A 26,939-nucleotide genomic window follows, 5' to 3' on the forward strand; every position below is an offset into this window, starting at 1 on the left:
GGGAGGTTTACGTTGCGTCATTCAGGTCGTTTTGCGTCTGCGGCTGTTTCGTTGCTGGCGATCATCGCTGCATCCGGTGTTGTCGCACCCGCCGCCGCACAGACCCAGACTCCTCAGCTTGAGCCCGGCCGCGCCGCGGACGAGCAGGTCGATCCGGCCAACCCGCCCGGCAGCGGCGAGATCGTCGTCACCGGCTTTCGCGCCTCGCTCGACAGCGCGCTGGAACTGAAGCGCAACGAAACCGCCGCGATCGACAGCATCGTGGCGGAAGACATCGGCAAGTTTCCGGACAGCAATCTCGCCGAATCGATGCAGCGCATCCCCGGCGTGGCGCTGGCCCGCGGTGATGGTGGCGAGGGGCGGAACATTTCCGTCCGCGGCCTTGGCGCGCAATTCACTCGCGTCCGGCTGAACGGGATGGAGGGCACGTCACAGACCGGCGGCTCCGACATCTTCGGCGCAGGCAACACCGGCCGGTCCTTCGACTTCAACACCTTCCCGACAGAAATCTTCAGCCGTCTGACCGTGCGCAAGACGCCGTCGGCGGATGTGGAGGAAGGCTCTCTGGGCGCCACGGTCGACCTCACCGCGCCCAAGCCGTTCGACAATGACGAGGACTTCGTTCTCTCCATGACGGCGCGCGGCGTGTATAACGAAGTCAGCAAGCAGGTCGATCCGCGCGCCTCGCTGCTCACCTCCTTCAAGTTCAACGACGATTGGGGCGTGCTGTTTTCCGCAGCCTACCAGCGCCGCAACCTGCGCGAGGTCGGCTATGCCGCGGTGGACCTGCTGCCGGCGGACATCAATGGCGGCTTCTGCTCCCCCATCGGCTTCACCCCGCAGAACCCGGCGAACAACGCTGCCAAGGGCGTGACGCCGACCATGTGCAGCACGGACAACCCGCGCACCGGCACCGTGGCGGCGTATCAGACCATCCGCAACCTGACCCGCCCCGATGCCAACGGCAACCCGATCCCGGGCGGCGGCGCGTTCTTCCCGCGCATCCCGCGCTACGTGAATTCGGAACAGGACCAGCAGCGTATCGCCGGCACGCTGACGCTGCAGTACCAACCGTCTGCCGACACCGACATCTCCGTCGATCTGCTGTTGTCCGAGTTCGAGGTGGAGCGGCGCGACAATTACATTGCCGGCCTGTCCTTCGCGCGCTCCATCAGCAACAATGGCCAGCCTATGGTGTCGGTCCGCGACATCGAGTTCGACCAGAACGGATCGCTGGTGTACGGCCTGTTCGACGGAGTGGATGTGCGCTCCGAAGGGTTGGTGGACCGCTTCACCACCACCTACCAACAGGCGAACCTGAACGTCCGTCAGCGGCTGGGCGATACGCTGGAGTTCACCGGCCTGGTCGGCATCAGCGAGAGCCGGCTTGACGGCCCCAGCCGCCTGCAGACCTTTATCGACGCGATTGATGTTGACAGCTTCTCCATCGACTACCGGGATGGCAACGCCACGCCGGTGATCAATTACGGCTTCGACGTATCGAACCCGGCCAACTTCAACTACGCCCCCGGTCGCGCCGACGGCACGGTCCTGGGCGGGTTCAGCCTGCAGGGCCGGCCACTGCGCAACACGATCGACAACTTCACGGGCGAAGGCAACCTCGCCTGGGAGGCGAGCGACACCGTCACCTTCAAGGTCGGCGGGCAATACCGCGAAAGCGAGTTCCGCGGCCGGTTCTACGCGCCTTACACCGCAGACATCCAGGTACGCCCTCTGCCCGCCGGCGTCACCCTGGCCGATATCACGACCCAGATCGAAGGCGTGGGCGACCTGTGGGGCAACGGTGCGCCGGACAGCTGGGTGGCGATCGATTCAGACGCTTTCCGCGACGTGTTCAACTATGACGACATCCGCCTGTGCGACGCATCCTGCGGCGGTGGCGACACCCGCATCCGTGAACGGATCGCCAGCGGCTATGCCATGGCAACCTTCGATGCGACCGACCTGGTCGGCATCGGGGTCCGTGGCGATATCGGCGTGCGCTACGTCCACACCGATCAGCGTTCGTCCGGCTATGTCACCATCTCCGCCCCCGGCCAGACGCCCACCAATGTCCGGGGTGACCTGCGGGTCGCGGAACAGAGCTATGACGACTGGCTGCCCTCCGCCAATCTGGTGATCGAGCCGGTCGACAGCCTGTTGCTACGCCTGTCCGCCGCCAAGGTGATGTCGCGGCCGGAACTGCAGCAATTGACGCCTACCAGCGGGGTCAACCCGATCACCCGCTCGGGTAATGTGCAGAACCCGTTCCTCGAACCCATCCGCGCCAACACCTTCGATGCGGCGGTGGAATGGTACTGGGCGCCGGGCGCGCTGCTGTCCGTCGCGTTCTTCTACAAGGACCTTCAGTCGTTCGTGCAGACGATCAACAGCCTTGTGCCGTTCACCGACCTGAACCTGCCGGAAGAGCTGCTGATCGGGAGCAATACCGGCCCCAACGAGCTGTTCAACGTGTCCCGCCCGACCAACACGGACGGCGGTCCGCTGAAGGGTGTGGAGGTGAATGCGCAGATCCCGTTCAGCGCCTTCGCCGATGGCTTCTTCAGCAATGTCGGCGTGCTGGCCAATTACACCCATGTCACGTCGGAGATCGAATATTGCCTGCAGAGCAGCGCGGGCAATTGCATCCGCAGCACGACCAATGACCTGGTCGGCCTGTCGCGCAACACCGCATCGGGCACGCTGTATTACGATGACGGCAAGTTCTCCATCCGCTCCACCGCCAACTGGCGCGACCGGTTCCTGCGCGGCATCCCCGCCTCCACCGGCAGCGACATCCAAGGCAATGCACCAACGCTGTTCGTGGACGCCTCGGCCTCTTACGCCATCAACGACAATGTCGGCCTGATCCTGGAAGCGCAGAACCTGACGGACGAGCAGAACCGTTTCTACATCGACTCGGTGCGGGAGGACACGCTGTTCCAGACGCGGTTCGGCCGGACCTTCACCGCCGGCGTGAACGTGCAGTTCTGATGGCGCGGAACCACCCGGTGCGGCATTGGCGCACGGCGCTGCACCGGGCGGTCGCCGCCGCTGCACTCTCGCTCGCGCTGCCGGGCTGCACCGGCACTCCACCCGTCGCGCAGCAAACCGCCGCCGCCGATCCCATGGCGGCCTACCTGTTCGCCTACTTCAAGGGCAGCGGGCCGGAGCGGGAAAAGATCTACTTCGCCATCAGCGAAGGCAACGACGCGCTGCACTGGCGCGAACTGAATGGCGGTCGCCCGGTCCTGGAATCGACCAAGGGCACGCGCGGCCTGCGCGATCCGTTCCTGATGCGCTCGGCCGAAGGCGACCGCTTCTTCCTGCTGGCGACCGACCTGTCCGTCGCCCGCACCACCTGGAACGCGGCGGTGCGGCAGGGCAGCCATCACCTGGAGATCTGGGAATCCAGGGATCTCATCGACTGGGGAGAGCAGCGGCATGTGCCGGTGAACCTGCCCAATGCCGGGATGACCTGGGCGCCCGAAGCCATCTGGGATCCTTCGGCGGGCAATTACGCCGTCTACTGGGCGTCCACCCTCTACACCGACGGGACGCGTACGCAGGACGACGGCAACGGTCCGCAGATGCTGCTGTCCACCACCCGCGATTTCCGCAGCTTCACTCCGCCGCGGCCATGGATCAAGTCGGCGGACCGGGCGGAGCTGCAGCCGGGCAGCGAATTGATCGATTCGTCCGTGCTGTTCGAGGACGGCCAGTATCACCGCTTTACCAAGGTTGCGGCGTCGGGCGACTGCGCGGTGGCCGACATCATGCATGATCGGTCGCCCAGCCTGGCGGCACCCGCCGCGAACTGGACGCTGGCGGACCGCTGCATCGGCCATGACGCCGGCACAACGGAGCTGGAGGGTCCCTCCATCCTCAAGGCCAATACCGGGGACCGCAGCGGACACCGCTACATCCTGTTCGTCGATCGCTTCCGCGATGCCGGGCTGATCCCGCTCGTGACCGATTCCCTGTCCGACGACGTCGAATGGAGGGTACCTGCGGACTTCGCCCTGCCACCGGGCGCACGGCACGGCACCGCGCTGCCGATCACTGCGGCTGAGCGTGATGCCCTGCTCGCCCGCTGGGGCGCCCCGCCCAAGTAGTTCAGTCGGTGGCAGTGTCGGTCGTGGCTTGTTCCGGCGATGCCGTCTCCACCGGCTCTGGCGCAGCTGCGGCTGCCGGCGACGCGCCCGCCCGTGTCGTTTCGGCGGGTTCGGGCGGAGCAAGCGGCGGCTGTGAGGTCACAGTCGCCAGCGGCAGCATGGCATCGTTAGCCGTGCCTTCCAGCACCTCGCCTCCACCTGCCACCGCATCGCCCGCAGGCTGGTCGCCACCACACGCCGCCAGCAGCCCCGCTGCCGCCATCATCAACCAGCCGCGCATGTCGCCTCCTTGCCTTCCAGCTTCGCCAGGAACGCCCCCGCACGCGCCTGCAGCGCCGCGTCCCATTCCGCTGCGCTGACCTGCAGGCCCAGCCGTGCCAGGCTGGTCACACCATATTCGGCGATCCCGCATGGCACGATGCCGCTGAAATGGGTGAGGTCAGGGTCCAGGTTCACGGCAAAGCCGTGCATCGTGACCCAGCGCCGCACCCGCACGCCAATCGCGCCGATCTTGGCCTCCCGACCGTCCAGGTCGCGAGTCCAGATGCCCACCCGCTCCGGAACAGCCCATGCCTCCACGCCGAAATCGTCGAGGGTCGCAATCACCCATTGTTCCAGCCCGTGGACGAAGCAGCGCACGTCACGCCCGCGCTGCGCCAGGTCCAACAGCAGGTAACACACGCGCATGCCCGGGCCGTGGTAGGTGTAGCGTCCACCGCGTCCCGTCTGCACCACGTCGAAGCGCGGGTCGATCAGGTCGCCCGCCTCCGCGCTGGTGCCTGCCGTGTAGACCGGTGGGTGCTCCAGCAGCCAGATCAGTTCGCCAGCCTCGCCCGCACCAATCGCTGCGTTGCGCGCCTCCTGCGCGGCCAGCGCCTCGCGATAGGGGACGGGGGCGGCAGACTGCCGCCACTCGATCGGCTTCCCCGGCCAGTGCTGTTCGATCGCTTCGCTCACGCCCGATTGCCTGCCCGGTCCCTTCGCGCTTATCAAGGGCGGTGCAGCCGATGAATGGAGGGGAAGCCGCATGAAGTTCGACATGAGCCGGGCGTGGAGCGAGGCGGTTGCCATGATCTCCGCCAATCGCGAGGTGCTGCTGATCATCGCCGGCATCTTCTTCTTCCTGCCCGCCGTGCTGCAGGGCTTCGTCATGCCGCCGATGTCCGAATTGTTGAGCGGCAGCGACCCGCAGGTGATGCAACGGCGCATGCTGGACGCCTATGGCAGCTATGGCTGGCTGATCAGCCTGGTCGTACTGGCGCAGGTCGTCGGCACGCTGGCGATGCTGGCCCTGCTGCGACACGAACGGCGCCCGACGGTGGGTGAGGCGATCGGCAGTGGCGTTGCCGGGCTGCTGCCGGTGATCGGGGCCTACCTGCTGCTAGGCCTCGCCTTCACGCTGCTGGTGGTGCTGATCGTGGCGGCGGGACTTGCATCGACGGCACTGGGCATCGTGCTGGCGCTGCTGATCGGCATCGCCTTCATCTACATCTCGGTCCGGCTCACGCTGCTGCTGCCGGTGATCGCCATCGATCAGGTCCGCAACCCGCTGACCGCGATCAAGCGCAGCTGGGCCGCCACGGGCGGCAATGTGCTGCGCATCCTGCTGTTCTTCGTGCTGCTGTCGATCGCCTACATCGTGCTGGCACTGGTGATCGGCTTCCTCGTCGGCGGCATCGGCCTACTGCTGGGCCAGGGCGGAGCGCTGGTCCTGGAAGGCCTCGCCGCAGGCGTCATCGGCGCGGTGGCGACGATGGTGTTCACCGCCGTCAGCGCCGCGATCCACCGGCAGCTGACCGGCCCCGCACCTCAGCCCGCGCCCTACGAATAGGGCGCGGCGCGGCTCAGGCCGCTTCGGCTTCCGTCGCCAGGTTCGGCGTGTCGCTCACCTCGTCCTGCCAGCCCCAGGCAAGCAGGCAAGGCGGCACGTTGCGCCAGACGAAATGCGTCTCCACGCGGGGGAAGTGGCGGGCGGTATAGTCGCGCGCGACCGCGCTGAACTGATAAGTGAGGAAGGCGCCGCCTGGCCGCACCACGCGGTGCGTCGCTGCAGCAATCGCCGGGGCGACACCTGCCGGCAGGGTGGAGAACGGCAGGCCCGACAGGACATAATCAGCCCCGTCATGGCCGATCCCCGCCACATGCGTCTCCACATCGGCGGCCGAGCCCAGCACCGCATGGAAGCGGCTGTCGCGGTAATTGCTCCGCAGATAGTCGATGAACAGCGGATTGGTGTCGATCACCAGCAATTCGCCGCCCCGGGGCAATCGGTCGAGCACCGGCTGGCAGAACGTGCCGACGCCCGGGCCATATTCCACGAACAGCTTGCACCTGTCCCAGTCGACCGGCCGCAGCATCCGTTCGATGACCCAGCGGCTCGACGGGATGATCGATCCCACCATGCGCGGATGTTCCACAAAGCCGCGGAAGAACACCCCCGCCGGGCCAAGCGCCTGCCCCATGCGCCGCATGAGCCCGGAGCGCGACCGCTCTCCGGCCAGTTCACTGCCATTCATCGGTTCGGGGCCACTCCGTTGATGGATCCGTCAAAGGCGCCGCTCGATCCGGCGGCCGAAGCAGCCGGACTGGCAAATGTGCCAACCATTTGCAAGCGTGACAGTCCTGTTACGGCCAGCCGCGTCGAACCTTCCCGTTCAGGAACAGTCACATCAATCATCCGCTGGCGCACCTACAGGGTTCAGCGCCGGCAATGCGCGCGCCGCATCGGCTGGGTCGATGCCGGGTACTGGTGCAGCGTCCACCCGCTCCGCCCGGGCGGCGATGCGCGCTGCCTGCTGCACGGCCGCGATCAGCCGGGAATAAACGCCGCAACGGCAAAGATGGGGGATCGCGGCCGCGATCTCCGGCGGCGCGGGATCGGGATTGCGCGCCAGCAGCGCGGCCGCCGCCATGGCAATGCCCGGCGTGCAGAACCCACACTGGATGGCGCCCTGCGCCACCAACGCCTGCTGCACCGGATGACTGCGATCGCGCGACAGACCCTCGATCGTCACGATCTCCCGCCCCTCGGCCTCTGCCAGGGTCACCAGGCATGATCGCAGTGCCGCACCGTCCACCAGCACCGTGCAGGCGCCGCAATCACCGTTGCCGCAGCCATATTTGGTACCGGTCAAGTTGACGCCGTCGCGCAGCGCCCACAGCAGCGGAGTCGCATCGTCCATGGCGATGCGGAGCGGCCGGCCGTTCACGACAAGGTCGGTCATGTCACGGTTCTAGGACGCGCACCGATGCGCGGCAATCGCCGGGGCCGCGCACCGACCCCGGCCTGCCAGCAGCGTCAGCCGACCGGGCGGGCCGAATTGAAGAACAACGCCTGGCTGATCGCCGCCCGCACCGTATCCTCGTGAAACGGCTTGGTGATCAGATAGGTCGGCTCGGTACGATCGCCCGTCAGCAATCGTTCCGGATACGCGGTGATGAAGATCACCGGCACGCTGACCGACTGGAGGATATCGTCCACCGCATCCAGGCCACTGGATCCATCGGCGAGCTGGATGTCGGCCAGCACCAGGCCGGGGGTCTTCTCCGCGACCACTTCCTGGGCCTGGGTGCGCGTGGCCGCCGTACCGCAGATGTCATGACCGAGCGAGCGGACCAGATCTTCCAGCTGCATGGAAATCAGCGGCTCATCCTCGATGATCAGCACGCTGGTGGTCGATTCGCGCTCGATCTCCTCGACGGCGTCGGCAACCAGCCGGCTGACATCGTCCGCCGACACGCCCATGATCTCCGCCGCTTCGGACGGCGAAAAATCTTCCACCGTCGTCAGCAGCAGAGCCTGACGGTTGACCGGGGTGATCTTCTTCAGCTGATCCTGGGCCGCACGCTCGTGCAAGCCACCGCCGCTATTGTCTTCGCCGATCTCCATATAGGCGCTGGACCAGACCTTGTTGAACGCGGCGTAGAGGGGCACGCGCCCTCCCTTCAGCGTGTCGGCCAGGTCCTCGTCGGCCAGCGCCGCTTCCAGAGTGGCCTGGACAAAGGCATCGCCGGTGCTTTGCGACCCGGTCAAAGCGCGCGCATAACGGCGCAGGAACGGCAGATGAGCGGCTACTTCGGCCCCGATGGACATTTAGACCCCTTCCCGGTGAAACTCGTCGGTGAACAACGACAAGCGGGCAGCCTTGTTCCCTTCAGCCCGCAGGATCTACTAACAAGGTTAGCCAGGTAAAAATTTCGGGAGCGGCGGAACCAGCACGTGGTCCGCCCATTATAGCCATGTCACCGCCGAGACCCCCCCTCCCGTCCAAGCGGCTGGTGATACGATCCCGAGAGGCCCCCGCTCCCTAGCCGGAGCGGGGGCCTTTTTTTGACCGGCAGTAATGGCGGCCACCCGTGACGAAACCGCCGGTGATGAACTCCGGAGACGCAGGTATCAGTCAGGTTGTAAGTTGCGCGGCACAGCTCGCGCCGTCAGCCCAGTGCGCCGCGCAGCCTGGCAAAGAAACCTTGCTGCCGCCCACCAGCCAGCGCCTTTGCCAACTCGGCAGGGTCGTAGGGCTTTTCGAACACCATCCCCATCTCGGCAATGGTGGGCGGGATGGCTTCGGGCGATCCGGTCGAGAAGACGATGTGGGGACGACGCGGGCCAAGCTGATCGACCAGTTCGGCCAGCGCCCAGCCATCATCGCGATCGGTCAGATGCACATCCAGCACGATGGCGTCCGCCTCACCCTGTTCCAGCGCCACCATGGTGCAGGCGATGCTGGGACAGACCACCACTTCCCGCGCCCCCGCCGTGAGCAGCGCATCCTCGATCGACAGGGCCAGCACCGCGTCGTCCTCCACCACCAGCACGCGGCCAAGGGGTTGGCTGGCACTATCGGCTGCGGTGATGCGGCTCATGGCGTTCCCGGACGTATGAGGTACAGGAACGTCGCCGCTCCTGCCAAGGGCAACGGGCATCGCCGCGCGGCGGTTCCGCCCGGCTACAACGTCTTTTCGTAGATGCGGAATTCCTTGTTCACGGTGCTGCCGATCGCTTCGGCGATGGCGATCATCCCGCCATTATCGTCCAGCACCCAGCCGATCTCGCCTCGGCTGGCGCCATGCTCGCTGACCGCGACCCGGCGGATATACTCGATCATCATGAAGGCGATCTGGCTCGCCAACCGGGAGTTCTGCAGCCGCTTGCGCACACCCATCAGCGGTACGCGGAACGTGCGCACCTGCGGCTTGCGCAGCCACCACAGCAGCTTCGCCCAGTTGAACGGGAACAGCCGGCCATTCATCTTGATCAGCTGTTCGTTGAGGTCGGGCCAGGCAAGCATGAACGCGACGGGCTCGCCATCGAGCTCCGCGATCATGTTGGTCCGTTCCATCGTGATCGGCTTCAGCTTCTTGGCGCCGTAGGCCTTTTCCGCGTCAGTGAACGGGACGAAGCCCCAGTTCTCGCTCCACGCATCGTTCAGGATGTCGATCGCGATCTCCGCATCGCGGGCGAAGTTCTTCATGTCGACCGTACGCAGGGTGATCCGGCTGTTGCGTTCCCCACTGGCCACGATCCGGTCGATAAGCGGCGGAAAGCCCTGGTCGATCCGAACCTCGTAGGTCAGCAGCGACTTGGCGCTGTGATAGCCAGCCCTTTCGATCCAACCCTGATGCTCTGGCGGATGGTGGCCCATCATCATGGTCGGCGGATGATCGGCACCGCGTACCAGCAGGCCAGGCTCCTCCCAGATGGACAGGCTGATCGGCGCCAGCACGCGGGTCATGCCCTGCTCGCGCAGCCAGGCCTCCGCCCGCGCGATCAACGCCTGCGCGACACCCTCGTCCTCCGCTTCCAACAGGCCCCAGTTTCCGGTGCCGGGACCAAAGCCCTGATCTGCCGGCTGTGCCAGCGCCAGCTCGTCGATGTGGGCCGAGATACGGCCCACGACCTGCCCACGGCGACGCGCCAGGAACAGCTGCACCCGCGCATGTTCATGAAACGGATTGCGCCCGGGTGTCAGCAGTTCGACCATGTCGCTGCGGAGTGGCGGCACCCAGTTGGGATCGCCACGTCGCAGTCGATACGCCAGTTCGATGAACAGCCCGAGTTCGCGCCGGCCGGACACCGGCGTGATCGTCACCTCCATGCCCGCCCCCCTGTTTCGCGTCAGGCCGAGGCCTGCGGCCCCTTCGCCGGATCGTAGCCTTCCTTGCCCGCCACGCGGCGCCGTGGATGGCCACTGGCAATGCCGCCAGACAGGTCCTTCACATACGGCCACTGCGCCGCGACCGTCTCGTCATAACCAAGGTTGAACACGGTGGGCGAACGCTTCGGCCGATCCTTCTTCACGTAGTACGTGCCCAGCAGCCGGTCCCACGCATAATTCGTGATCCCGAAATTGCCGGTCTCGTCGAAGTAATGATGCTCGTTATGGCGCTGCTTCATGTGCTGCACCCACTTCCACTTGGGCTTGAACGCCAGATGCTGGATGCAGTGCATGAACTCATAATAGCAGGTCGTCAGCAGCCCTGCCGTCAGCGCTGCCGCAGCCCCGCCGAACCCACCGATCAGCCAACCGATAGGTACGGTCGCGATCGCGATGGTCGGCAGCGTGGTGTGCAGCGCGCCGAAGAGGACGGACAGGTTGTTCGGATCCTGGTGGTGGTCGTAATGGATACGCTTCCACGTCGGCGCCAGCCACTTGTGGCGCCACATCCACTTGCCGTGCAGCACATACTGGTGGAGCAGGTGCCAGACGAGCGGATAGACCGCCACGCCCGCCGCGAACGCGACGGCCGCAGGCAGCGGCGCTGCCGGACGCCAGATGAACGCCGCCGCGCTGATCGCCGCGATCACCAGATAGGCGACGATCGTGTAGTGCTGGAAATAGGCATGCACCAGCTCCCGGAAGGTCATCCGGTCGAGGTAGTGGGTGCGCTTCCAGAACGGCAGATCGGACTGGTCCGTCTGGGCAGTGGCGTTGTGCGACACGGGCGAAATATCCTGTAACTGTTGCGGCGCCTTGCAGCCGCACCCGGCAGATGCGCCCGGCGTGGCCAATGTGCAAGGGATCGGGTCACCATGCCCGGCGCTGCCTGAACCCTTCGTGACACTTGCGTCACACTGTGTCCGCCGACGCACCGTGCAAATTGGAACCGGCAAACGAAAAAGCGCGCCGTCGGGCCTGGGGCCGGACGGCGCGCTCTTTACGCGATCACGCGGGATCACGCCACCTCCCGGACTGCAAGGCCGTTGCCGCCCCTGCCATCCGGCAAACCGATTACATCTCGGTCGAGGTCTCGGTGGTGGTGGTCTCGGTGGTGGTCATGGCCGTGTCGGTCATCATGGCCGTGTCGGTCATCATGGTGGTGTCGGTCATCATGCCGGTGTCGGTCATGGGCTCGACAGTGGTCTCTTCGACGACGGTGGTGTCCTCGGCGGCCTCTTCGGCGCAAGCGGACAGAGCGAACAGGGCAGCGGCCGAGGCCAGAGCAATCATCTTCATAATCCGAACTCCTTAAGCGGGCCCGGAAAAACCTAAGCCCCAGAGAGAACTCGCAGCGGCGCGAGCCGGCTCTCAAATAATGGCCGCAATGTGGCGACGCAAGAACAGAATGTGGCAGCTCGCCGCATTGTGCAGCGCACCACCGCCTTGCGCTACTCCTCCGTGCGGATCAGCACGGTCTCGCCGATCAGCGCGAACAGCACGAACGGGGCCCAGGCCGACAGCAATGGCGAGTATCCGCCGAAACTGCCCATGGCGAGCGCGGCATTGTCGACCACGAAATAGGCAAAGCCCAGCGCCATCCCGATGATCGCCCGTACGAACAGCCCGCCGGACCGGGCAAGGCCGAATCCAGCCACCGCGCCCAGCAGCGGCATCAGCAGCGCTGCCAGCGGACCGGAGATCTTGTGCCACCACCGGCCGCGCAGTTCCGACGTGTCGCGGCCGGCCGCATCCAGCATGGCGATCGATTCGCTCAGCACCCCGATCGGTTCGGCATCCGGGTTGACCGGCCGCAGGTCCAACCGTCCCGGCGTCAAACCGGGTGCCACGACCATCGATGGCACGGGCCGCGCGGCGGCCGCGGTGTCGACTTCGAAGATCCGCGGGTTCTCCAGCCGCCAGCCCGCCCCTGTGTAACGGGCACTGTCCGCCAGGATGCGCCGCCGGATCATCAGTTCGTCATCCCGGTCGTAGAACGTGACGCCCGTCAACACAGTGGCCGCGCCGCGTCCGGCGGCAGTCGCCGCCAGCAGGATATCCGGCCCGTCGTTCAGGTAGACATTGCCCCGTACGGTCGGGTCATCGGGTATGGGGCCAAAGTCGTTCGCCTCCCACGCGGCGAGCTGTGCCGTCGCGCGCGTCACGACCAGCTCGTTGAACAGGAACGACGACAACGACAGCAGCCCGGCGGTCAGCAACAGCGGCGCCAGGATTTGGTGGGCCGACATGCCGGCCGCCTTCATCGCCGTCACCTCGCTGTTCTGGTTCAGCGCCAGCAGCGTGATGATCGTCGCCAGCAGAACCGAATAGGGCAGGAACTGCGCAACCAGTTGCGGCAGGCGCCACCCGACATATCGGAGCACGTCGGCTTGCGTGTTGCCCGGCACGGCCAGGATGTCCCCGCTGGTGCCCAGCAGGTCCAGCATCATCAGCACCAGCACCAGCATGGCCAGCACGGCGACGATCCGGCTGAGGAACGTCTTGCCCAGATACCAGGTCAGCCGGCGCGACGGGAAGAAATCGAACAGCATGCGTCAGCCGGCAGTCAGCGGCTCGCCCGCCCGCGGGCCGGTTGGATCTTCCACGACATTGCGCTGGGATCGCCGGCCGCGCCGGACCAGCCGGCCGAGGCGGCGCACGGTCTTGGCATAGACCGTCTCCAGCGCGCCAATTGCCTGACCACCCGGCACGAAGGCAACCTGATAGTACATCCACAGGATCAACGCGGCGAAGGCAGCGAATGGCCCCCATAGGGCCAGCAGCGGGCTGGCCCTGCCCAGCGCGGCAACGTCGGCGCCGTACTGGTTGACCTTGTGATAGGCGACGACAAGGATGATCGAGACGAACACGCCCAGGGCGCTGGTCGACCGCTTCGGCGGAATCGCGAGCGCGACCGCCAGCAATGGCAGCAGCAGCATCATCACCACCTCCACCAGGCGGTAGTTGAAGTCGGCCTGGCTGTCGGCGCGCATGGCGGCGCTGCTTTCGTCGCTCCAACCCATGCGGGCAAGCTCCGGCAACAGGTATTCGCGGCTCTCCTCGCCCCGGGCACGGAAACGTTCGATGGCCGGAAGGTCGATGGGCAGATCGTGCTGGCTGAAGGAGAGTACCCGGCTGGGCTGACCCGGCGTGTCATGGACGATCGTGCCGTCCAGCAGACGCAGGATGATGGTATTGCGGTTCTCCGCACTCGCCAGGAACTGCCCCTGCCGTGCGCTGATCGCCAGCACCTGCCCACGCGGGCCGTCCTCCGCGATTCGGGCAAAGATGCCGGACAGCTCGCGCCCGTCATCCCGGCTACCTTCCACACGCAGGGCCACTCGGTCCTCCAGCGTGACGAACTCGCCCACCTTGATCGACGCGCCCAGCGCACCCGATCGCAGCTCAAAGTCGAGCTGTTCGTAGCCGTAGCGGGCGAGCGGCTGCAGATAGCCGACAATCAGGAAGTTGATGACCACCAGCACCAGCGTGATGAGGTAGGGTACGCGAAGCAGCCGCGTGTAGCTCCACCCCACGGCGCGCATCACGTCCAGTTCGCTGCTGGTGGCAAGCTTGCGGAAGGCCAGCAGCACGCCCAGCATCAGCCCCAGCGGAATGGCAAGGCCGGCATATTCCGGCACCAGGTTCACCATCATCCGGAACACCACGGTGACGGGCCCGCCCTCGGTGGAGACGAACTCGAACAGGCGCAGCATCTTCTCCAGCATCAGCAGGGATGCAGCCAGGACAAACACGCCCAGCATCGGAACGATCGTCAGCCGGAAGATATACCGGTCGATCGCGGTCAGCGGGATGCGGAAAAAGCGCAAGGGTGCGGGGGCCGTGCCGCGGGCGGCGTCAGGCCTTCTCCAGCGTGCATTGCAGCGGGTGCTGGTTCTCCCGCGCGTAGTCCATGACCTGCGTCACCTTGGTCTCGGCGATCTCGTACGGGAAGATACCGCACACCCCCACGCCCTTCTGGTGGACATGCAGCATCACGCGCGTGGCCTGTTCCAGATCCATGCGGAAGAACCGCTTCAGCACCATGACGACGAATTCCATGGGCGTGTAATCGTCGTTCAGCAGCAGCACCTTGTACTGACTGGGCTTCTTGGGCCGGGTGCGCGTCCGGGTGGCGAGGCCGACCTGTCCCTGTCCGCCATTGCCGTTGTCGTCGGCGCCGTCCTCGTCTTCCGAACGCACCTCGGCACGCGGGACCGCCGAGAGTGCGGCGTCGAGGGCCACGAGATCGTGGCCCGCCGGCGAAGGATCGGTATGGCTGCGCATTGCGCGGGAATATCGCATCGCCTGGCTTTGCTTCAAGATGCAAGCGGCAGCTATTTGCCACGGCCGGGCGTGACTGCCGGACGCAAGAAGGGCCGGGTGGCATCCCACCCGGCCCCTCCTGTGATTGTCGCTGAACCGCGGATCAGATCTGCGGCTTGGACATCTTGTCGGCAGCGACGGTCATCCGGCCGGAAATCGGCTGAAACGCCTCGTTCGCCAGCTTCATCATCGCCTCGGTGTTCTTGGACGTGGTGGCGACCACCATGTCGAAGTTGCGGCGCATGATCTTGCCCTGCAGCTGGAACAGCTCGGTCGGGCTCTTGATCGCGGCCACTTCCTTCATGTCGGCGGTCAGCTGCTCGTAAGCGGCCTTCGCCTCTTCAGCGTAGGACTGGCCCAGCGACTGCAGGCCGCTCGCCAGGATGCGGCTCGATTCGACCAGCGCCTCGACATTGCCCTTGGCAAAATCGGTCGCTTCGCCGGCGGCGGCGGTGCCCTTCTCGTAAGCTTCGCGAGCCTTGCCCTGGGCGTCGTTCATCGCCTGGGTCATGGAGGTGACGACGGTGTCGTTGAACTGCTTCGCGTCTTCATTGGTGGGGGCGGTGGCCATGATCTTTTCCTTGAGCTGAGCGATGGTGAGCTTCACTGGGTTGTTGCCCTGCAAGACCGGCTCATCGCTGGTCGCCGGCGGGGCGGCGGCTTCACTTGTTTCGGAAAGTGCAGCGTCATCCGCGGCAAGCTCCGGCGCCATCTCGGCCGCGGGTACTGCCAGCGGCGCGCTATCGTCGGCAGGCCGCGGCGCTGCGGGCGCCGGATCTGCCATCACCGGGAACGCAGGAACAGGTTCCTGCGGCTTGCCTTGATCATCCATGTTCTCTCCCTCCGTTCAGGGCACCGAAAATCATGCGGAGCAGCTTGATGCTGCACTGCACAAATAACTCTTTACCAGCTTATGTCAACGTTATTGTGCGCTGCAACACGTTGTTACGATGCTAAGCAACTTGCAAACGTTTACAGCCTACTCGGGCGCACCAGATTTCACCGCAAACCGACATACCGACCGGGCGCCGGCTCCAGCGCACCCACTGTCGAATCACGCTGATCGGAGACTTCCACCAGCTCAGGTGCGATCGCGGTCAACCAGCCCATCCAGTCGCCCCACCAGCTTCCGGGCTGCTCGCTTGCGCCCGCGACGAAATCGTCCAGCGTGCCCGCAACCGGGCCATCGACCCAGAACTGGTACTTGGCTGCCTCCGGCGGGTTCACCACCCCGGCGATGTGACCGCTGCCGGCCAGAACGAATCGCGTCGGCCCGGTGACGTGCCCAAGCATCCGGAACACGCTTGCCGGCGGGGCGATATGATCCTCGCGCCCGGCCTGAACGTAGATCGGGGTCGCGATGCGTGACAGGTCGATGGGTGTGCCATCCGCCTGCAATCGGTCCGCCACCACCAGCAGATTGTCGCGGTAGAGGTCGCGCAGATATGCCTCATGCCACAATGCGGGCAGGTTCGTGACGTCACCGTTCCAGTGCAGCAGGTCGAAGGTCGGGTAATCCTCTCCCAACAGGTAGTGGTTCACGACCGTGTTCCAGATCAGATCCGGCCCGCGCAGCAGGTTGAACGTCGCCGCAAGGTATCGCCCGTCCATGTACCCGGCCTTGCTCGCCTGCCGGATGACCTCCATCTGCGTTTCGTCAACGAACAGCTTCAGTTCACCGGCGACTTCGAAGTCGACCTGCGCGGTCAGAAACGTCGCGCTGGCGACCCGGTCGCTCTCGCCCCGCCGGGCCAACACCGCCAGCGTCGCCGCCAGGGTGGTTCCGGCCACGCAATAACCCAGCGCATGGACCGCCGGCACGCCCAGGCGAGCACGCACATGCTCGATCACCTCGATCTGGGCACGGATATAATGATCCCACTCCACATGAGTCAGACTCTCGTCGGCGGATCGCCAACTGACCATGAATACGGTCAGGCCCTGCGCCACGGCCCAGCGCACGAAGCTCTTCTTGGGGTTCAGATCCAGGATGTAGAACCGATTGATCCACGGCGGGAAGATCACCAGCGGCGCCGCCAGCACCTCGTCGGTGGTGGGTGAATACTGGATCAGCTGGTACAGTTCGGTCTCATGCACCACATGGCCGGGCGTTGCCGCGATCGTCTCGCCCAGGCGAAACGCGGTGCTGTCCACATGGGTCAGCTGCCCACGCTCCAAGTCGGCGGCCAAGCGCTCCATGCCGCGGCGCAGGTTCTCGCCGCCCGTTTCCATCGTGCGGGCCAGCACCTGCGGGTTGGTCATGGGGAAGTTCGCCGGGCTCAGCGCATCGAGCATCGCACGGGTGGCGAAACGCAGTGATTCGCGCTCGCCTTCTCCCATTCCCTCCGCCTCGTCGACTGCCTCCAGCAGGAACTCGCCCAACAGCAGGTAGGATTGGTGCAGGATGGCGAAGGCCGGCTGTTCGCGCCATTCAGTGGCGGCGAAGCGGCGGTCCTTGCGTGGCAAACGCACCGACGCCCCTTCATCCGCCGCGGCCTGGAACTGTCGGGCGAGATCGTCCCACAGGGCAGCCAATTGTTCCGTCAACCGCTGCTGCCGCTCAGCCGTCAGGAACGGCAGCGCCCGTGCCCATTCACGCACGAGCTGCAGCCAACGGGCCGGATCGGCGAACAATGGCACGGGCACCGCATCCGTCCCGAGGCCGGGCGCGGAGCCTAGCGCCGCCAAGGGGCGCTGCTGTTCCAGAAAGCGCGCCCATTGCTCCTGCAATTGCTGCACGGCCGCGCTCCATTCCGCGATCGCCGCGCTGCCGGGCACGGGGTCCGCTGCATCCGGCACCAGCGTCTGCAATGCCTGACGGGCCAGCTCCGCCTGTGCCTGCAGCATCTGCGTCATCAGCTCGCCCGCATCCCGCGGCAGGTCGTGCGCCATCAATCTCTCCTTTGCCCCCGGCATAGCACGGGGTCCCGGCACGCCAAGCGCATTGCGTGTGCGGTTGCCTTCCGGCAAATGAGTCGCAGGGGTAACCATATTGCGCGCACCGCCCCGGCGCCGTCAGCAAATTGCACGAGGCCATGGACACCGAATTCTACCGCATCAAGCGACTGCCGCCCTATGTCATCGCCGAAGTGAACGCGATGCGGGCAGCCGCGCGGGCGGAAGGGCAGGACATCATCGACCTCGGCATGGGAAATCCCGATCTGCCTCCGCCGCAGCACGTGATCGACAAGCTGTGCGAGGTCGCGCAGAAGCCAGACGCCCATGGCTATTCCCAGTCCAAGGGCATTCCGGGTCTCCGCCGCGCACAGGCGAACTACTACCAGCGTCGCTTCGGGGTGGAACTCGATCCGGACAGCGAGGTCGTGGTGACGCTCGGGTCCAAGGAAGGCCTTGCCAGTCTCGCCACTGCGATCACCGCACCCGGTGACACGATTCTGGCACCCAACCCGTCCTACCCGATCCACACCTTCGGGTTCATCATCGCGGGTGCCACCATCCGTGCGGTGCCGACCACTCCCGACGAACGGTATTGGGATGCGTTGGACAAGGCGATGCGCTTTACCAGTCCGCGCCCTACGGTGCTGGTGGTGAACTACCCCTCCAATCCCACGTCGGAGATCGTCGATCTCGCCTTCTATGCCCGGCTGGTCGAATGGGCGAAGGAGAACCAGGTGTGGGTCCTGTCGGACCTTGCCTATTCGGAACTGTATTACAACGGCCAGCCCACACCCTCCATTTTGCAGGTACCCGGGGCTAAGGATGTGGCGGTGGAGTTCACCAGCCTGTCCAAGACCTTCTCCATGGCCGGTTGGCGGATCGGCTTCGCGGTTGGCAACAAGACGCTGATCGCCGCGCTCACCCGCGTGAAGTCGTATATCGACTATGGCGCCTTCACCCCGCTGCAGGCCGCCGCCTGCGCTGCGCTGAACGGGCCGCAGGACATCGTCGAAAACAACCGCCTGCTCTACCACAAGCGGCGCGACGTGCTGGTGGAGAGCTTCGGTCGCGCCGGCTGGGAAATTCCCGCCCCGCCCGCGTCCATGTTCGCCTGGGCCCCGCTGCCGCCCGCACTGCGACATCTGGGCTCCATGGAATTTGCCAAGCAATTGCTGACCCATGCCGGGGTCGCGGTCGCGCCGGGGGTTGGCTACGGTGAGGACGGCGAAGGCTTCGTCCGCATTGGTCTGGTGGAAAACGAACAGCGTTTGCGGCAGGCCGCGCGCAACATCCGGCGTTATCTGCAGAGCATGGGGGTGAACAGCTCCGCCGCCTGACCCCGCCGACACACGGGGACAGGCTCAGGTTCGCGGCTGCCCAGCCGCGAACCGGCGATCCGGTGCGCTGTCACCCTTGTCGCGTTGGCAACCAAGGGGCGTGCTGTGGACCGGTTCTGTTGGATGACGGAAAGTGGCGGCCTGCCGCCGGACTGGGACCTGCGACGATGCGGGTGGGAATTGTGCACCCATGAAGGCGGGATCGACCGGCCGTGCGCCCACCCGCTGCTGCTGGACGCTCGCGGCCTGACGGACAGTCTGCTTTCCCAGTTGCCCGGCCCGTTCTGTGGCACCCGTCTGGTTGTGCTGGGCATCACCTGCAGCACCAGCCGGGCGAAACTCCTCGCCCGCGGCTGTGCGGAGGTGCTGGGCAGCACGATCGGCCTTGCCGAACTCGCCACCCGCGTGCGCCGGGTGCAGGCGGCCCGTACCACGCTGCCCCGCGCCAGACATGTCGGCCCGCTGCTGCTGGACCTGCTGCACCGAGATGCGCGCCGCGGCAGTACCTGGCTTGGCCTGCACCCGCGCGAGTTCGGCGTCCTGTGGCGACTGGCGGACGAACCCGGCAAGGCGGTCACCCGCCGCACCCTGCTGCAGGATGTCTGGCGCATCCATCACGAGCCGGAGACCAACAGCGTTGAGGTCCACGTCTCGCGCCTTCGCGGCAAGCTGGCACTGGCGGGCTGCGGCGATCTGGTGCGCACCGCCACCAGCGGCGGGTACCGGCTGGACGCGCACATCGTCCCCGTTCTCACTCCCGCGGCGCACGGTCCTGAGACACCGGAACGGCTTGTCGCGATCTGACACCGAATGCCCGTTGCGCTTGGCCGCGGGCTTCGCTACTTGCGCGCCACTCCGGCCCGATGGCGGAGTGGTTACGCACCGGACTGCAAATCCGTTTACGCCGGTTCGATTCCGGCTCGGGCCTCCATACCCCTCCGCACCGGGGACGCCGCTTTAGCTCAGTTGGTAGAGCACATCATTCGTAATGATGGGGTCACGTGTTCGAGTCACGTAAGCGGCACCACTCTCTCGCTCTTTCCGGGCTGGAATTTGCAGGCGCCGCGGAGTGGGCGAGAATGGCGCAGTTCTGCGCCATTCCATAGGTCAGGTTCCTGGTTATGTGGTCTCGAGACGCGCAGACCGCTGCTCATTCGGCATGTGAGCCGCTAGCGTCCCAGCGCCGGATTTCACTGACCCCACACTCTGCCCGGTCGCTCTTGCAAATGAAGAAGAACGCCAGCAGCTGAGCGGTCGTGTAGCGCTGACCAAAGGCAACTAGGCGAAGCGCAGCGCTGCGCGCTGGCTATCCCAGCTCAGCGGAAGGTTGGTCTCGAGCAACACACGGGGCGTAAGCGTGGGCGGGTGCCGTCCTTCGCAGATGTCGGCGACGATGCTTGGAGCGAGCCAGGCAAGCCGAAGCAGTCTGGCGAAGCGCTTACGGCATTGCTGGCTTGCCGCGGCGATCTGCTCGATTGACTGCTCACTGGCGGTGGCGACCATGCGCTGCGCTGCGCGCGCCTCGGCCAGCAACCGTACGAGCTTGTCGTCCACAATGCATGATCGATTACTCGCCTCGGCAAGTACCAGCTTCGTGGCCGTGCCCTGACACATCTTTGCAGCCGCACTCACGAGCTGCAGATCAGCATCCTCAGAAATGGCGACTTCGAGACGAGCGGCCAGCGCTTGACGGTGGAGCGACACGCGAATGGCGTCATCGTCCAGGCGGACGCGGTCAACCAGACCTTCGATTACAGCGCGCCGACCATAGCTGGTCTGCATCATCTCTGCCCCTCGCGTCGCTGCCGCGATGGCACCTGCAATCTCGGTGGCATCCGTCGTCGCGAGCGCCTGCCGAACTCGCCGGGCGTTCGTCAGCCAATCGCCCAGGCTGTGTGCAACCGCATCTTCGATGTCTGTTGCCGGCAGCCGATAAGCAGCGGGCTCTCCCTCGCGCAGCTGAGAGGCATGGGTGACATAGTAGCGATAGCGCTTGCTGCCCTTCCGGGTGTGGCTGGGCGTCATGCGCCGGTCGAGCGGATCGAACAGGACGCCAGCCAGCAGGCTAGTGGAACGAACATTGTTCGAGCTGTGGCGCGCCACCCGCTTGGCTGCGATCTGCTGCTGGACAGCTTGCCAGAGTGCAGGAGCAACGATCGCTTGGTGCTCACCCGCATGCACCTCATCCTTGCAGGCAATCTGACCGGCATAGATCGGGTTAGTCAGCAGGGCGAACAGCGAGCCACGCTGGAATGGGACACCGCCGACCGTACGGTCACGCGCGGTACGCTGGCGCGTGCGGTAGCCATCCGCCCGCAACTCTTCGATCAGCGCCCGCCCGCTGCCGAGCACCGCATAGCGGGTGAAGATGTGCCGTACCGTAGCAGCCTCGGCCTCGTCGATGATGAGCTTGCGTTCCACGACCCGGTAGCCGAGCGGCACCGGACCGCCCATTCACATGCCCTTCTTCTTCGACGCGGCGATCTTGTCGCGGATACGCTCCCCGGTGACCTCGCGCTCGAACTGGGCGAAGGAGAGGAGCACGTTGAGCGTCAGTCGCCCCATGCTGGTGGTCGTGTTGAGCGACTGGGTCACTGACACGAAGCTGGCTTCTCGGGCATCGAGCACGTCGACGATCCTGGCGAAGTCGGCGAGGCTGCGGGTCAGCCGGTCGACCTTGTAGACGACGATGACGTCGACCTTCCCGGCGGCGACATCCGCCAGCAGCCGCTTGAGCCCGGGCCGCTCCATATTGCCACCGGAGAAGCCGCCATCATCGTAGCAGTCCTTGATCCTGATCCAGCCCTCATGACGTTGACTGGCGATGTAGGCGGAGCAGGCCTCTCCTTGCGCATCCAGGCTGTTGAACTCCTGCTCAAGCCCTTCCTCGCTCGACTTGCGCGTGTACACCGCGCAGCGAAGCTGCCGCTGCGCCATTGCGGGCGCGGTTGCGCCGCTCGCCAGAGTGCTGCGCTTAGCCACGCCCGGTCAGTCCGAAAAAGCGCGGACCCGACCATGCAGCGCCGGTCACAATGCGAGCGATTGCGGTGAGGGAGCGATAGACGGTCCCTTCCCACTCATAGCCGCCCGGCACCACTGCGACGCTGATCGTGCGTCCATTCCAGCTGCGCACCAGCTGGGTACCGGGCGTGAGGATCGGAGCGGCGGCCGCCTTGCCTTTCCCGACACGGTCCAGTTGGCGGGCGTATCGTGCTGGCAATTTGCCGCTGGCTTTCACCTGCAGGGCATAAGCAAGACCCATGCGCATCAGCTCGGGCGAGAGGCGAGGTGCGGGAGCGCCATGCAGGCGCTCCCACTCAGTGCGGAGGTCGGCGGGCAGCAGGATCGCCAGTCCTGCGAGTTGCGCTTCGAGCCGCAACGTCACGCCGCGCCGGCCAGCGAGTAGCAGGTCACCTCGTCGCGGGTGCTCTTGGCGATATCGTGGCCCTTCTTGCGTAGGCCGGTCAGCGCAGCTCGGGTAGTGTGAGGCAGCCAGCCAGTCGCGCCGATCAGCTCCGTTAGCGTGGCGCCTTCGTCGCGGCGGAGCATCGCAAGCACCAGCGCCGCCTTGGTTGTTGCCGGCTTCTGCTCAGGCGGCGTGGTAGGGACGCGTGTTGGTCGCAGCTGGCGCGTCGTTGACCGCTTCAAGGATGGCCTTGTCTTCGACGGCGCCCATCGGCTCAATGCCGATTGCGGCTCCGCCGGCATCCGTTATGGTCACACCCCAGTGCTGGTCGCCCTCGCTGCGCCATGCGCGATCTGTTGCAGTTACCTCGATCTCGGCAGCGAGCGCCCGCTTGATCAGCATCTCGACAGCTTTGCGAATCCGGGGCGTCACGGCGCCGATCGTCTCGGGCGGGGGCAGAAGGCTACCGTCGTCGCGCTGTGAAGCGGTCGAGAGCAGAATGGCTTGCATATCGGTGAGCTTGGGCACGGGTACTCTCCTGGTGCGAGCAGCACCAGCGCTGCCCTCACCATCCACAGCCCCGTCAGCCAGGCTGATCGAGGCTTGCCGCTGCCCATTGATTTGGGTCGCGTGCTCCCGAACACCAATGCTCCGATTAGTCGTGAAGTCGAATGGATTTATCCGCCTCGCCCGAGTCAGCTGGTCATTCGCAAGCTCCGCCCGGTCGCTGCTCAACAGCAAGACCTCATACCGGTTACTTAGCGCAGCTTTGTCGCTGTCCTAAAGCGGTAATTTGTTCATCGCGACCGTGCATGACGCCAAGCGGCCAATCATTTGCGTTGCAGCCGACTTACCACCCGGTTGCCGGCGCAATCGCCATGAGGTCTCAAGAGAAAGTGGTGCTGAGGCTTGCATCTAACGCAACGCGATGTTGATGGCCACTGAGCGTCGGATACCTGAAGACCGGAACGGGTAGACACAGTGCAGCATCCATGATGGCCATAGGTAGAAGTCTCCGACCGCAGGCTTAACGGTGAAGAGGTTGCGGACACCCACTGCCGTTCTGCTGTCGATGAACTGAAGGCAGCCCGCTGTATTCTGGCGCGCCTTGTCTGCCTCAAACTCGGCCGGATAATCCTCCGGCAGAGCGAGGAAGCCGACGCTGCTAAACACACAGCCCTGATGATAGTGGACGGGATTGTAATCTCCGGCCACCATGTCGTTGATCCAGGCTTCCTTGATCTCGATCGAAAGCCTGGTGTTCTTCAGTTCGTCGGTATGCTTGTATTCGCTGAAATGCAGCAGGGCGTTCTCGCAACGATAGGTGAAGGTCCGAGCTAGGTCATGGATGAAGTCTGAGATGACGCTGGCATCCTTGACCAAGTCGGTGATCTGCAACTCGGAGCTGACCACGCCGGCCAGGTTGCGGGACCAATCCCGCCGCCTGACCTCGTCGGGATCGCTCCTGATCGCATCAGCGTGCGCGTTCAGCGTCTCCACCAGTTCATCGCTCATGCGCGCCTTGAGGATGGATGGGCTGAACGGCGCCACGATGCGCATGTCGTGATCAGCACTCATGCGATGACCCGCGATAATGTGAACGGGCGCATGGAATCACCGGCTTCGGCCGCATCAGAAGTCCCGCCGCACCGTGAGCCAGAAGGATCGTGGAGCGTTCCGCTTCAGCAGAAAAGCCGATTCCGGAAGCTGCGCCACCACGTCGTAGAGCTGCACATTTGCCGGCAGATCGCGGCTGATCACCGGATCGTAGGCGGAGATGTATTGGGTATCCATGACGTTGCGCACATCGAGCGTGATCAGCGTGTTCTCGAGGCCGAGGAACTGGACCGATAGGTCCAAATTGTCCTGTTCCGGCAGGTATCTTGTATCCAGCGTATTCGCGTTCAGCTTGCGCCGGTCCATGAACCGGTGGCGCGCATTGAAGCGGAAGTCTCCAGCGCGCAATGACAGCACGTTGCTGATGGTCCATTTCGGCGATCGGGCCAGGATCCCGGAATCGATCCGCAACACGTCGTCATCCGGGCCGAGGCCATTGGCGCCGGTGTTCAGCCAGTTGTAGGTCTCGACCGTGCGGCCGTTCAGATAAGTGACCGACGGACTCCAGTCGAGCCAGCTCTGGACCCGGACCTTGGCCCATGCCTCGACGCCGCGAGTGTAATAGGTGTTGAAGTTGTCGGGCAGCAGATAGACGGATACGTTGTCCCGGTCGATCGCGGTCGGGTAATCATTCACCGCGAAGTCCTGCTTGAAGTAGGTGACCGCGCCGTTGATCCACGGCTCCGCAAAAGTATACGAAATCTCGTACCCCTTCACGTAAGCGGTCGGGCCGAGCGGCCGCGCGAGCGTCGCTTCGGTCGAATAGCGATTGATGATGCCTGCCGCCGGCTGCTTGCCGTCGGTGTAGCGCACGTAGATCTTGTGCCGCTCGCTGAAGTTCAGGCCGGCGGAGACGCTATAGTTGAAATTGTTCACGCTGCGGCTTGCCTGGATGGACTTGTTCGCGGCAAGCACCGGATACAGATTGTCGTAGACGGTCAGCGGATTGCCATCGAGGCCGCCGTTTGCCAGCGAGCCTGCACCCGGGTTCCTGGTGTCGTAAGTGTCGGAGGACGTTTCGGCGCTGACGTGCTGGTACTTGATGCTCGCATTGAAATCGAGGAGGGGAATGGGCGCCCAGAACACGCCCGCATAGGGCGACACCTCCATGATCCGCGCCCGTTGCCGCACGGTCGTGAACAGGCCGCTGCCATAGCTGCCCCAACCACCTTCACCGGTGAGCTGGTAAGTCGTCCCCGTTGCGGTGACGTAGCGGACGTCGAGGTTGCGCACCTGCCCATCGGCCCATGGCGCCACGCCAAGCCCGTTTGCCCAGTTGTCATTCACCTGCCGCGAATGGGCCAGGTACACGCCGCCGTTCACGCCGAAATTGTCCGACCGGTAATTGGCGGTGAAATTGGCCATGTAGTCCTGTGACGACCGGTAATTGTCTTCCGATCGGGTCAGCAGCACCAAATCGCTGGTCGAGGTCGCGTTCGGGACGATGCCGGAGTTAAAGGAGCCGTCCGCACTGGGGATCGTGGCGGTCACCAGCCCGCCCCGGACATCGACATCCCGGTTGGGCAGCGTGTTCGCGACGAGACACAGGCTGCTGTTCTGGAACGTTGTCGCGGTCACCCGCGGACATGCACTGCCGGTCCGGTAATTGGTGCCGAGCTGTGAACCGGCAACGTTGTTGGCGACCCGCGCGACCAGGCCGCCATCCGGGCCGTAAAACTCGTAATATCCGGGGGTGCGGTCCAGGTTGTTGACGTTCAGGCCGAACCGCTCGCGCGTGGCGCCGGCCGAGCCAAGCGATTGGAGCGCCTGCGGCTTATACGACTGACCGCGATAGCGCGACTTCTGGGCCCGCATTGTCGCACCGAAGGACCAGCCATTGTCCGTCGCATGATCCCAGCGCAGCCATGCGGCATCCTGGCGGTAGCGGTAGCCGTCCGTGGGATCGAGCTCATGCGTGCCGGGGCTAAAGAAGTTCGGGACGGTCTGCTTCCCGTCGATCATGAACAGGTTCACATCACGCGGGAAGCCGGGGATTTCCCCGCCGCCCTCGTAGCCATAGGCCGGCTGCTGGAAGGTGGTCAGTTCGGCGTTGGTGTCGTCCAGGTGCTTGAACGACAGGCTCAGCGTCCCGCTACCGTTCCCGGCCGTATAATCGTGGAAGGCGTTGATCCGGAACTGGCCGCCCTTGTTCAGATTGTAACCGGGATCGACCTGCCCGTTGGAGGTGCGATAGAAACCGCTGACCCCGATGCCGGCGTCCCCTGCCTCGTTGACGAAGCCCAGCCGGGCGTCGAGCTGCCGCCAAGATAGGTGCAGGTCCTCGCCCTCGAATCCGATCCTGGCCTGGACCGCCCCGCCCGGCTCGACCCGACCAGTGAGATAATTGAACGTGGCTCCGATCGATGTGGTCACCGCAGTGGCGGACGACCCACCACGGACGGATTCGACCCGATCTGTGGAGATATCCGCGCGATAGAAATAGCCGTCCTGAAAGCCGCTGAACTTGAAGGGCACCACCGGTAGGCCGTCCTCAAGAATAGTGGTCCAGAAATAGCCGGAGGTGTTGGCACCGGTGCCGATCGTCATGCCACGCGTAAAGACTTCATTGCGGGCGACACCGTCATTGCTCTCGACCACCACGCCCGGCATATCGCGCAACATGTCATCTGCGCTGATCGGCGTGAACTTGGACATGTCGTCCTCATCGAGGACGGAATAGGACACGTTTGCCTCGCGGGCCTCGGTGCTGGCGCCCACGCCGGTGACGATGATCTCGCTCATCACCGCATTCTCGTCCGCAGCGGGCGCTTGCCCCTGAGCGGGCTGTGGCGGAACATCTGCCTGCGGTGGGAGGGGCGGGCGTGGCGAGGCGGTTTGTGCGGTTGCTTGCGGAGCCTCCTGCGCCTGTGCTGACGCAGCCATCGCTGCAACAGACGCGGTCGACATCAGCAGCAACCCCGCTCTGCCGATCGGCACGGCAGTGGACAGCAGGTCGCAGCGACGCATCATGATCATTTCCCCAATCCTCTCCTGAACCCTGCTCGTTGGCAGACGCAATTGACCGCGTTCGACGTTTCGACTCACGTTTGTGGTATCGATATCTGATTAGCATCCAAGCGCA

26 protein-coding genes and 2 tRNA genes are annotated in these 26,939 nt (G+C 65.0%); 7 read left to right on the top strand and 21 right to left on the bottom strand.

Going from position 1 to position 26,939, the window contains the following annotated elements; all coding sequences use genetic code 11:
* Positions 1-51: 51 nt before the first annotated feature.
* On the top strand, positions 52-2,994 hold the full coding sequence (locus V5740_RS08640) for a TonB-dependent receptor (RefSeq protein ID WP_347302083.1): 2,943 nt from the start codon (positions 52-54) through the stop codon (positions 2,992-2,994).
* A complete protein-coding gene (locus tag V5740_RS08645) occupies positions 2,994-4,115 on the top strand; it encodes a glycoside hydrolase family 43 protein (RefSeq protein WP_347302084.1) in 1,122 nt (373 codons plus the stop codon). The genes V5740_RS08640 and V5740_RS08645 overlap by 1 nt, the downstream gene beginning before the upstream one ends.
* Position 4,116: 1 nt before the next feature.
* Here V5740_RS08645 and V5740_RS08650 read toward each other — a convergent pair whose 3' ends face one another.
* Positions 4,117-4,395, bottom strand: a complete 279-nt coding sequence (locus V5740_RS08650) for a hypothetical protein (RefSeq protein ID WP_347302085.1) — start codon at positions 4,393-4,395, stop codon at positions 4,117-4,119.
* Complete coding sequence (gene lipB / locus V5740_RS08655) at positions 4,380-5,060, bottom strand: lipoyl(octanoyl) transferase LipB (protein WP_347304485.1); 681 nt, start codon at positions 5,058-5,060, stop codon at positions 4,380-4,382. Before lipB ends, V5740_RS08650 begins: the two co-directional genes overlap by 16 nt.
* A gap of 82 nt (positions 5,061-5,142) precedes the next feature.
* Between lipB and V5740_RS08660 the strand changes: the two genes are divergently transcribed.
* Positions 5,143-5,946 (top strand): glycerophosphoryl diester phosphodiesterase membrane domain-containing protein, encoded by an 804-nt coding sequence (locus V5740_RS08660; RefSeq protein WP_347302086.1) that lies wholly within the window; start codon positions 5,143-5,145, stop codon positions 5,944-5,946.
* 13 nt (positions 5,947-5,959) lie between these two features.
* On the opposite strand, the gene V5740_RS08665 is transcribed toward V5740_RS08660, so the two are convergent.
* The 12 genes from V5740_RS08665 to V5740_RS08720 form a co-directional block, all read right to left on the bottom strand.
* Positions 5,960-6,577 carry a methyltransferase gene (locus V5740_RS08665; protein WP_347302087.1) on the bottom strand — a complete coding sequence of 206 codons (618 nt, stop codon included), beginning with the start codon at positions 6,575-6,577 and terminating at the stop codon, positions 5,960-5,962.
* A 207-nt stretch (positions 6,578-6,784) separates the two neighbouring features.
* The gene (locus tag V5740_RS08670) at positions 6,785-7,339 is read right to left on the bottom strand and encodes a (2Fe-2S)-binding protein (protein WP_347302088.1); all 555 of its coding nucleotides are present in this window, start codon (positions 7,337-7,339) and stop codon (positions 6,785-6,787) included.
* Between the two features lie 74 nt (positions 7,340-7,413).
* Positions 7,414-8,208, bottom strand: coding sequence for a response regulator (locus V5740_RS08675; RefSeq protein ID WP_347302089.1), 795 nt, complete (start codon positions 8,206-8,208; stop codon positions 7,414-7,416).
* Between the two features lie 341 nt (positions 8,209-8,549).
* Positions 8,550-8,981: a response regulator gene (locus V5740_RS08680; RefSeq protein WP_347302090.1), complete on the bottom strand. Its 432-nt coding sequence runs from the start codon at positions 8,979-8,981 to the stop codon at positions 8,550-8,552.
* A gap of 83 nt (positions 8,982-9,064) precedes the next feature.
* Positions 9,065-10,213, bottom strand: a complete 1,149-nt coding sequence (locus tag V5740_RS08685; protein WP_347302091.1) for an N-acetyltransferase — start codon at positions 10,211-10,213, stop codon at positions 9,065-9,067.
* Positions 10,214-10,233: 20 nt separating this feature from the next.
* On the bottom strand, positions 10,234-11,058 hold the full coding sequence (locus V5740_RS08690; protein ID WP_347302092.1) for a sterol desaturase family protein: 825 nt from the start codon (positions 11,056-11,058) through the stop codon (positions 10,234-10,236).
* A gap of 289 nt (positions 11,059-11,347) precedes the next feature.
* On the bottom strand, positions 11,348-11,572 hold the full coding sequence (locus tag V5740_RS08695) for a hypothetical protein (RefSeq protein ID WP_347302093.1): 225 nt from the start codon (positions 11,570-11,572) through the stop codon (positions 11,348-11,350).
* A 152-nt stretch (positions 11,573-11,724) separates the two neighbouring features.
* Complete coding sequence (lptG, locus tag V5740_RS08700) at positions 11,725-12,825, bottom strand: LPS export ABC transporter permease LptG (protein WP_347302094.1); 1,101 nt, start codon at positions 12,823-12,825, stop codon at positions 11,725-11,727.
* A gap of 3 nt (positions 12,826-12,828) precedes the next feature.
* Positions 12,829-14,103 (bottom strand): LptF/LptG family permease, encoded by a 1,275-nt coding sequence (locus V5740_RS08705; protein ID WP_347302095.1) that lies wholly within the window; start codon positions 14,101-14,103, stop codon positions 12,829-12,831.
* A 28-nt stretch (positions 14,104-14,131) separates the two neighbouring features.
* Complete coding sequence (gene clpS, locus V5740_RS08710) at positions 14,132-14,560, bottom strand: ATP-dependent Clp protease adapter ClpS (protein WP_347302096.1); 429 nt, start codon at positions 14,558-14,560, stop codon at positions 14,132-14,134.
* Between the two features lie 142 nt (positions 14,561-14,702).
* A complete protein-coding gene (locus tag V5740_RS08715; RefSeq protein WP_347302097.1) occupies positions 14,703-15,383 on the bottom strand; it encodes a phasin family protein in 681 nt (226 codons plus the stop codon).
* Positions 15,384-15,598: 215 nt separating this feature from the next.
* Positions 15,599-17,491 (bottom strand): alpha/beta fold hydrolase, encoded by a 1,893-nt coding sequence (locus tag V5740_RS08720; RefSeq protein WP_347302098.1) that lies wholly within the window; start codon positions 17,489-17,491, stop codon positions 15,599-15,601.
* A gap of 143 nt (positions 17,492-17,634) precedes the next feature.
* Here V5740_RS08720 and V5740_RS08725 point away from each other — a divergent pair, with 143 nt between their 5' ends.
* From V5740_RS08725 to V5740_RS08740, 4 genes are all read left to right on the top strand, one after another.
* On the top strand, positions 17,635-18,834 hold the full coding sequence (locus V5740_RS08725; RefSeq protein WP_347302099.1) for an LL-diaminopimelate aminotransferase: 1,200 nt from the start codon (positions 17,635-17,637) through the stop codon (positions 18,832-18,834).
* A gap of 123 nt (positions 18,835-18,957) precedes the next feature.
* On the top strand, positions 18,958-19,638 hold the full coding sequence (locus V5740_RS08730) for a winged helix-turn-helix domain-containing protein (protein ID WP_347302100.1): 681 nt from the start codon (positions 18,958-18,960) through the stop codon (positions 19,636-19,638).
* A 53-nt stretch (positions 19,639-19,691) separates the two neighbouring features.
* Positions 19,692-19,765: transfer RNA gene (locus tag V5740_RS08735), tRNA-Cys, on the top strand.
* A gap of 20 nt (positions 19,766-19,785) precedes the next feature.
* A tRNA-Thr gene (locus tag V5740_RS08740) sits at positions 19,786-19,861 on the top strand.
* Positions 19,862-20,112: 251 nt separating this feature from the next.
* Here the strand turns inward: V5740_RS08740 and V5740_RS08745 are convergent.
* The 7 genes from V5740_RS08745 to V5740_RS08775 form a co-directional block, all read right to left on the bottom strand.
* Positions 20,113-21,288: a recombinase family protein gene (locus tag V5740_RS08745; RefSeq protein WP_347302101.1), complete on the bottom strand. Its 1,176-nt coding sequence runs from the start codon at positions 21,286-21,288 to the stop codon at positions 20,113-20,115.
* Positions 21,289-21,816, bottom strand: a complete 528-nt coding sequence (locus V5740_RS08750; RefSeq protein ID WP_347302102.1) for a recombinase family protein — start codon at positions 21,814-21,816, stop codon at positions 21,289-21,291.
* On the bottom strand, positions 21,809-22,219 hold the full coding sequence (locus tag V5740_RS08755; protein ID WP_347302103.1) for a DUF2924 domain-containing protein: 411 nt from the start codon (positions 22,217-22,219) through the stop codon (positions 21,809-21,811). The genes V5740_RS08750 and V5740_RS08755 overlap by 8 nt, the downstream gene beginning before the upstream one ends.
* A complete protein-coding gene (locus tag V5740_RS08760) occupies positions 22,216-22,383 on the bottom strand; it encodes a DUF3489 domain-containing protein (RefSeq protein ID WP_347304486.1) in 168 nt (55 codons plus the stop codon). The genes V5740_RS08755 and V5740_RS08760 overlap by 4 nt, the downstream gene beginning before the upstream one ends.
* Positions 22,384-22,423: 40 nt before the next feature.
* Positions 22,424-22,768, bottom strand: coding sequence for a hypothetical protein (locus V5740_RS08765; RefSeq protein WP_347302104.1), 345 nt, complete (start codon positions 22,766-22,768; stop codon positions 22,424-22,426).
* Between the two features lie 387 nt (positions 22,769-23,155).
* Positions 23,156-23,818 (bottom strand): putative 2OG-Fe(II) oxygenase, encoded by a 663-nt coding sequence (locus V5740_RS08770; protein ID WP_347302105.1) that lies wholly within the window; start codon positions 23,816-23,818, stop codon positions 23,156-23,158.
* 54 nt (positions 23,819-23,872) lie between these two features.
* Complete coding sequence (locus tag V5740_RS08775) at positions 23,873-26,599, bottom strand: TonB-dependent receptor plug domain-containing protein (protein WP_347302106.1); 2,727 nt, start codon at positions 26,597-26,599, stop codon at positions 23,873-23,875.
* Positions 26,600-26,939: the final 340 nt, after the last annotated feature.

Source organism: Croceibacterium sp. TMG7-5b_MA50 (assembly GCF_039830145.1).
Classification (GTDB): domain Bacteria; phylum Pseudomonadota; class Alphaproteobacteria; order Sphingomonadales; family Sphingomonadaceae; genus Croceibacterium.

What these genes read in the sequence shown, in the direction of transcription:
- V5740_RS08675 (WP_347302089.1), bottom strand. Translation starts at nt 8,208, where the DNA reads ATGTCCATCGGGGCCGAAGTAGCCGCTCATCTGCCGTTCCTGCGCCGT.
- V5740_RS08695 (WP_347302093.1), bottom strand. Translation starts at nt 11,572, where the DNA reads ATGAAGATGATTGCTCTGGCCTCGGCCGCTGCCCTGTTCGCTCTGTCC.
- V5740_RS08670 (WP_347302088.1), bottom strand. Translation starts at nt 7,339, where the DNA reads ATGACCGACCTTGTCGTGAACGGCCGGCCGCTCCGCATCGCCATGGAC.
- V5740_RS08760 (WP_347304486.1), bottom strand. Translation starts at nt 22,383, where the DNA reads ATGCTCCGCCGCGACGAAGGCGCCACGCTAACGGAGCTGATCGGCGCG.
- V5740_RS08720 (WP_347302098.1), bottom strand. Translation starts at nt 17,491, where the DNA reads ATGGCGCACGACCTGCCGCGGGATGCGGGCGAGCTGATGACGCAGATG.
- V5740_RS08660 (WP_347302086.1), top strand. Translation starts at nt 5,143, where the DNA reads ATGAAGTTCGACATGAGCCGGGCGTGGAGCGAGGCGGTTGCCATGATC.
- V5740_RS08770 (WP_347302105.1), bottom strand. Translation starts at nt 23,818, where the DNA reads ATGAGTGCTGATCACGACATGCGCATCGTGGCGCCGTTCAGCCCATCC.
- V5740_RS08745 (WP_347302101.1), bottom strand. Translation starts at nt 21,288, where the DNA reads ATGGGCGGTCCGGTGCCGCTCGGCTACCGGGTCGTGGAACGCAAGCTC.
- V5740_RS08665 (WP_347302087.1), bottom strand. Translation starts at nt 6,577, where the DNA reads ATGGGGCAGGCGCTTGGCCCGGCGGGGGTGTTCTTCCGCGGCTTTGTG.
- V5740_RS08775 (WP_347302106.1), bottom strand. Translation starts at nt 26,599, where the DNA reads ATGAGCGAGATCATCGTCACCGGCGTGGGCGCCAGCACCGAGGCCCGC.
- V5740_RS08725 (WP_347302099.1), top strand. Translation starts at nt 17,635, where the DNA reads ATGGACACCGAATTCTACCGCATCAAGCGACTGCCGCCCTATGTCATC.
- V5740_RS08685 (WP_347302091.1), bottom strand. Translation starts at nt 10,213, where the DNA reads ATGGAGGTGACGATCACGCCGGTGTCCGGCCGGCGCGAACTCGGGCTG.
- V5740_RS08650 (WP_347302085.1), bottom strand. Translation starts at nt 4,395, where the DNA reads ATGCGCGGCTGGTTGATGATGGCGGCAGCGGGGCTGCTGGCGGCGTGT.
- lptG (WP_347302094.1), bottom strand. Translation starts at nt 12,825, where the DNA reads ATGCTGTTCGATTTCTTCCCGTCGCGCCGGCTGACCTGGTATCTGGGC.
- V5740_RS08730 (WP_347302100.1), top strand. Translation starts at nt 18,958, where the DNA reads ATGACGGAAAGTGGCGGCCTGCCGCCGGACTGGGACCTGCGACGATGC.
- V5740_RS08645 (WP_347302084.1), top strand. Translation starts at nt 2,994, where the DNA reads ATGGCGCGGAACCACCCGGTGCGGCATTGGCGCACGGCGCTGCACCGG.
- V5740_RS08715 (WP_347302097.1), bottom strand. Translation starts at nt 15,383, where the DNA reads ATGGCAGATCCGGCGCCCGCAGCGCCGCGGCCTGCCGACGATAGCGCG.
- V5740_RS08680 (WP_347302090.1), bottom strand. Translation starts at nt 8,981, where the DNA reads ATGAGCCGCATCACCGCAGCCGATAGTGCCAGCCAACCCCTTGGCCGC.
- clpS (WP_347302096.1), bottom strand. Translation starts at nt 14,560, where the DNA reads ATGCGCAGCCATACCGATCCTTCGCCGGCGGGCCACGATCTCGTGGCC.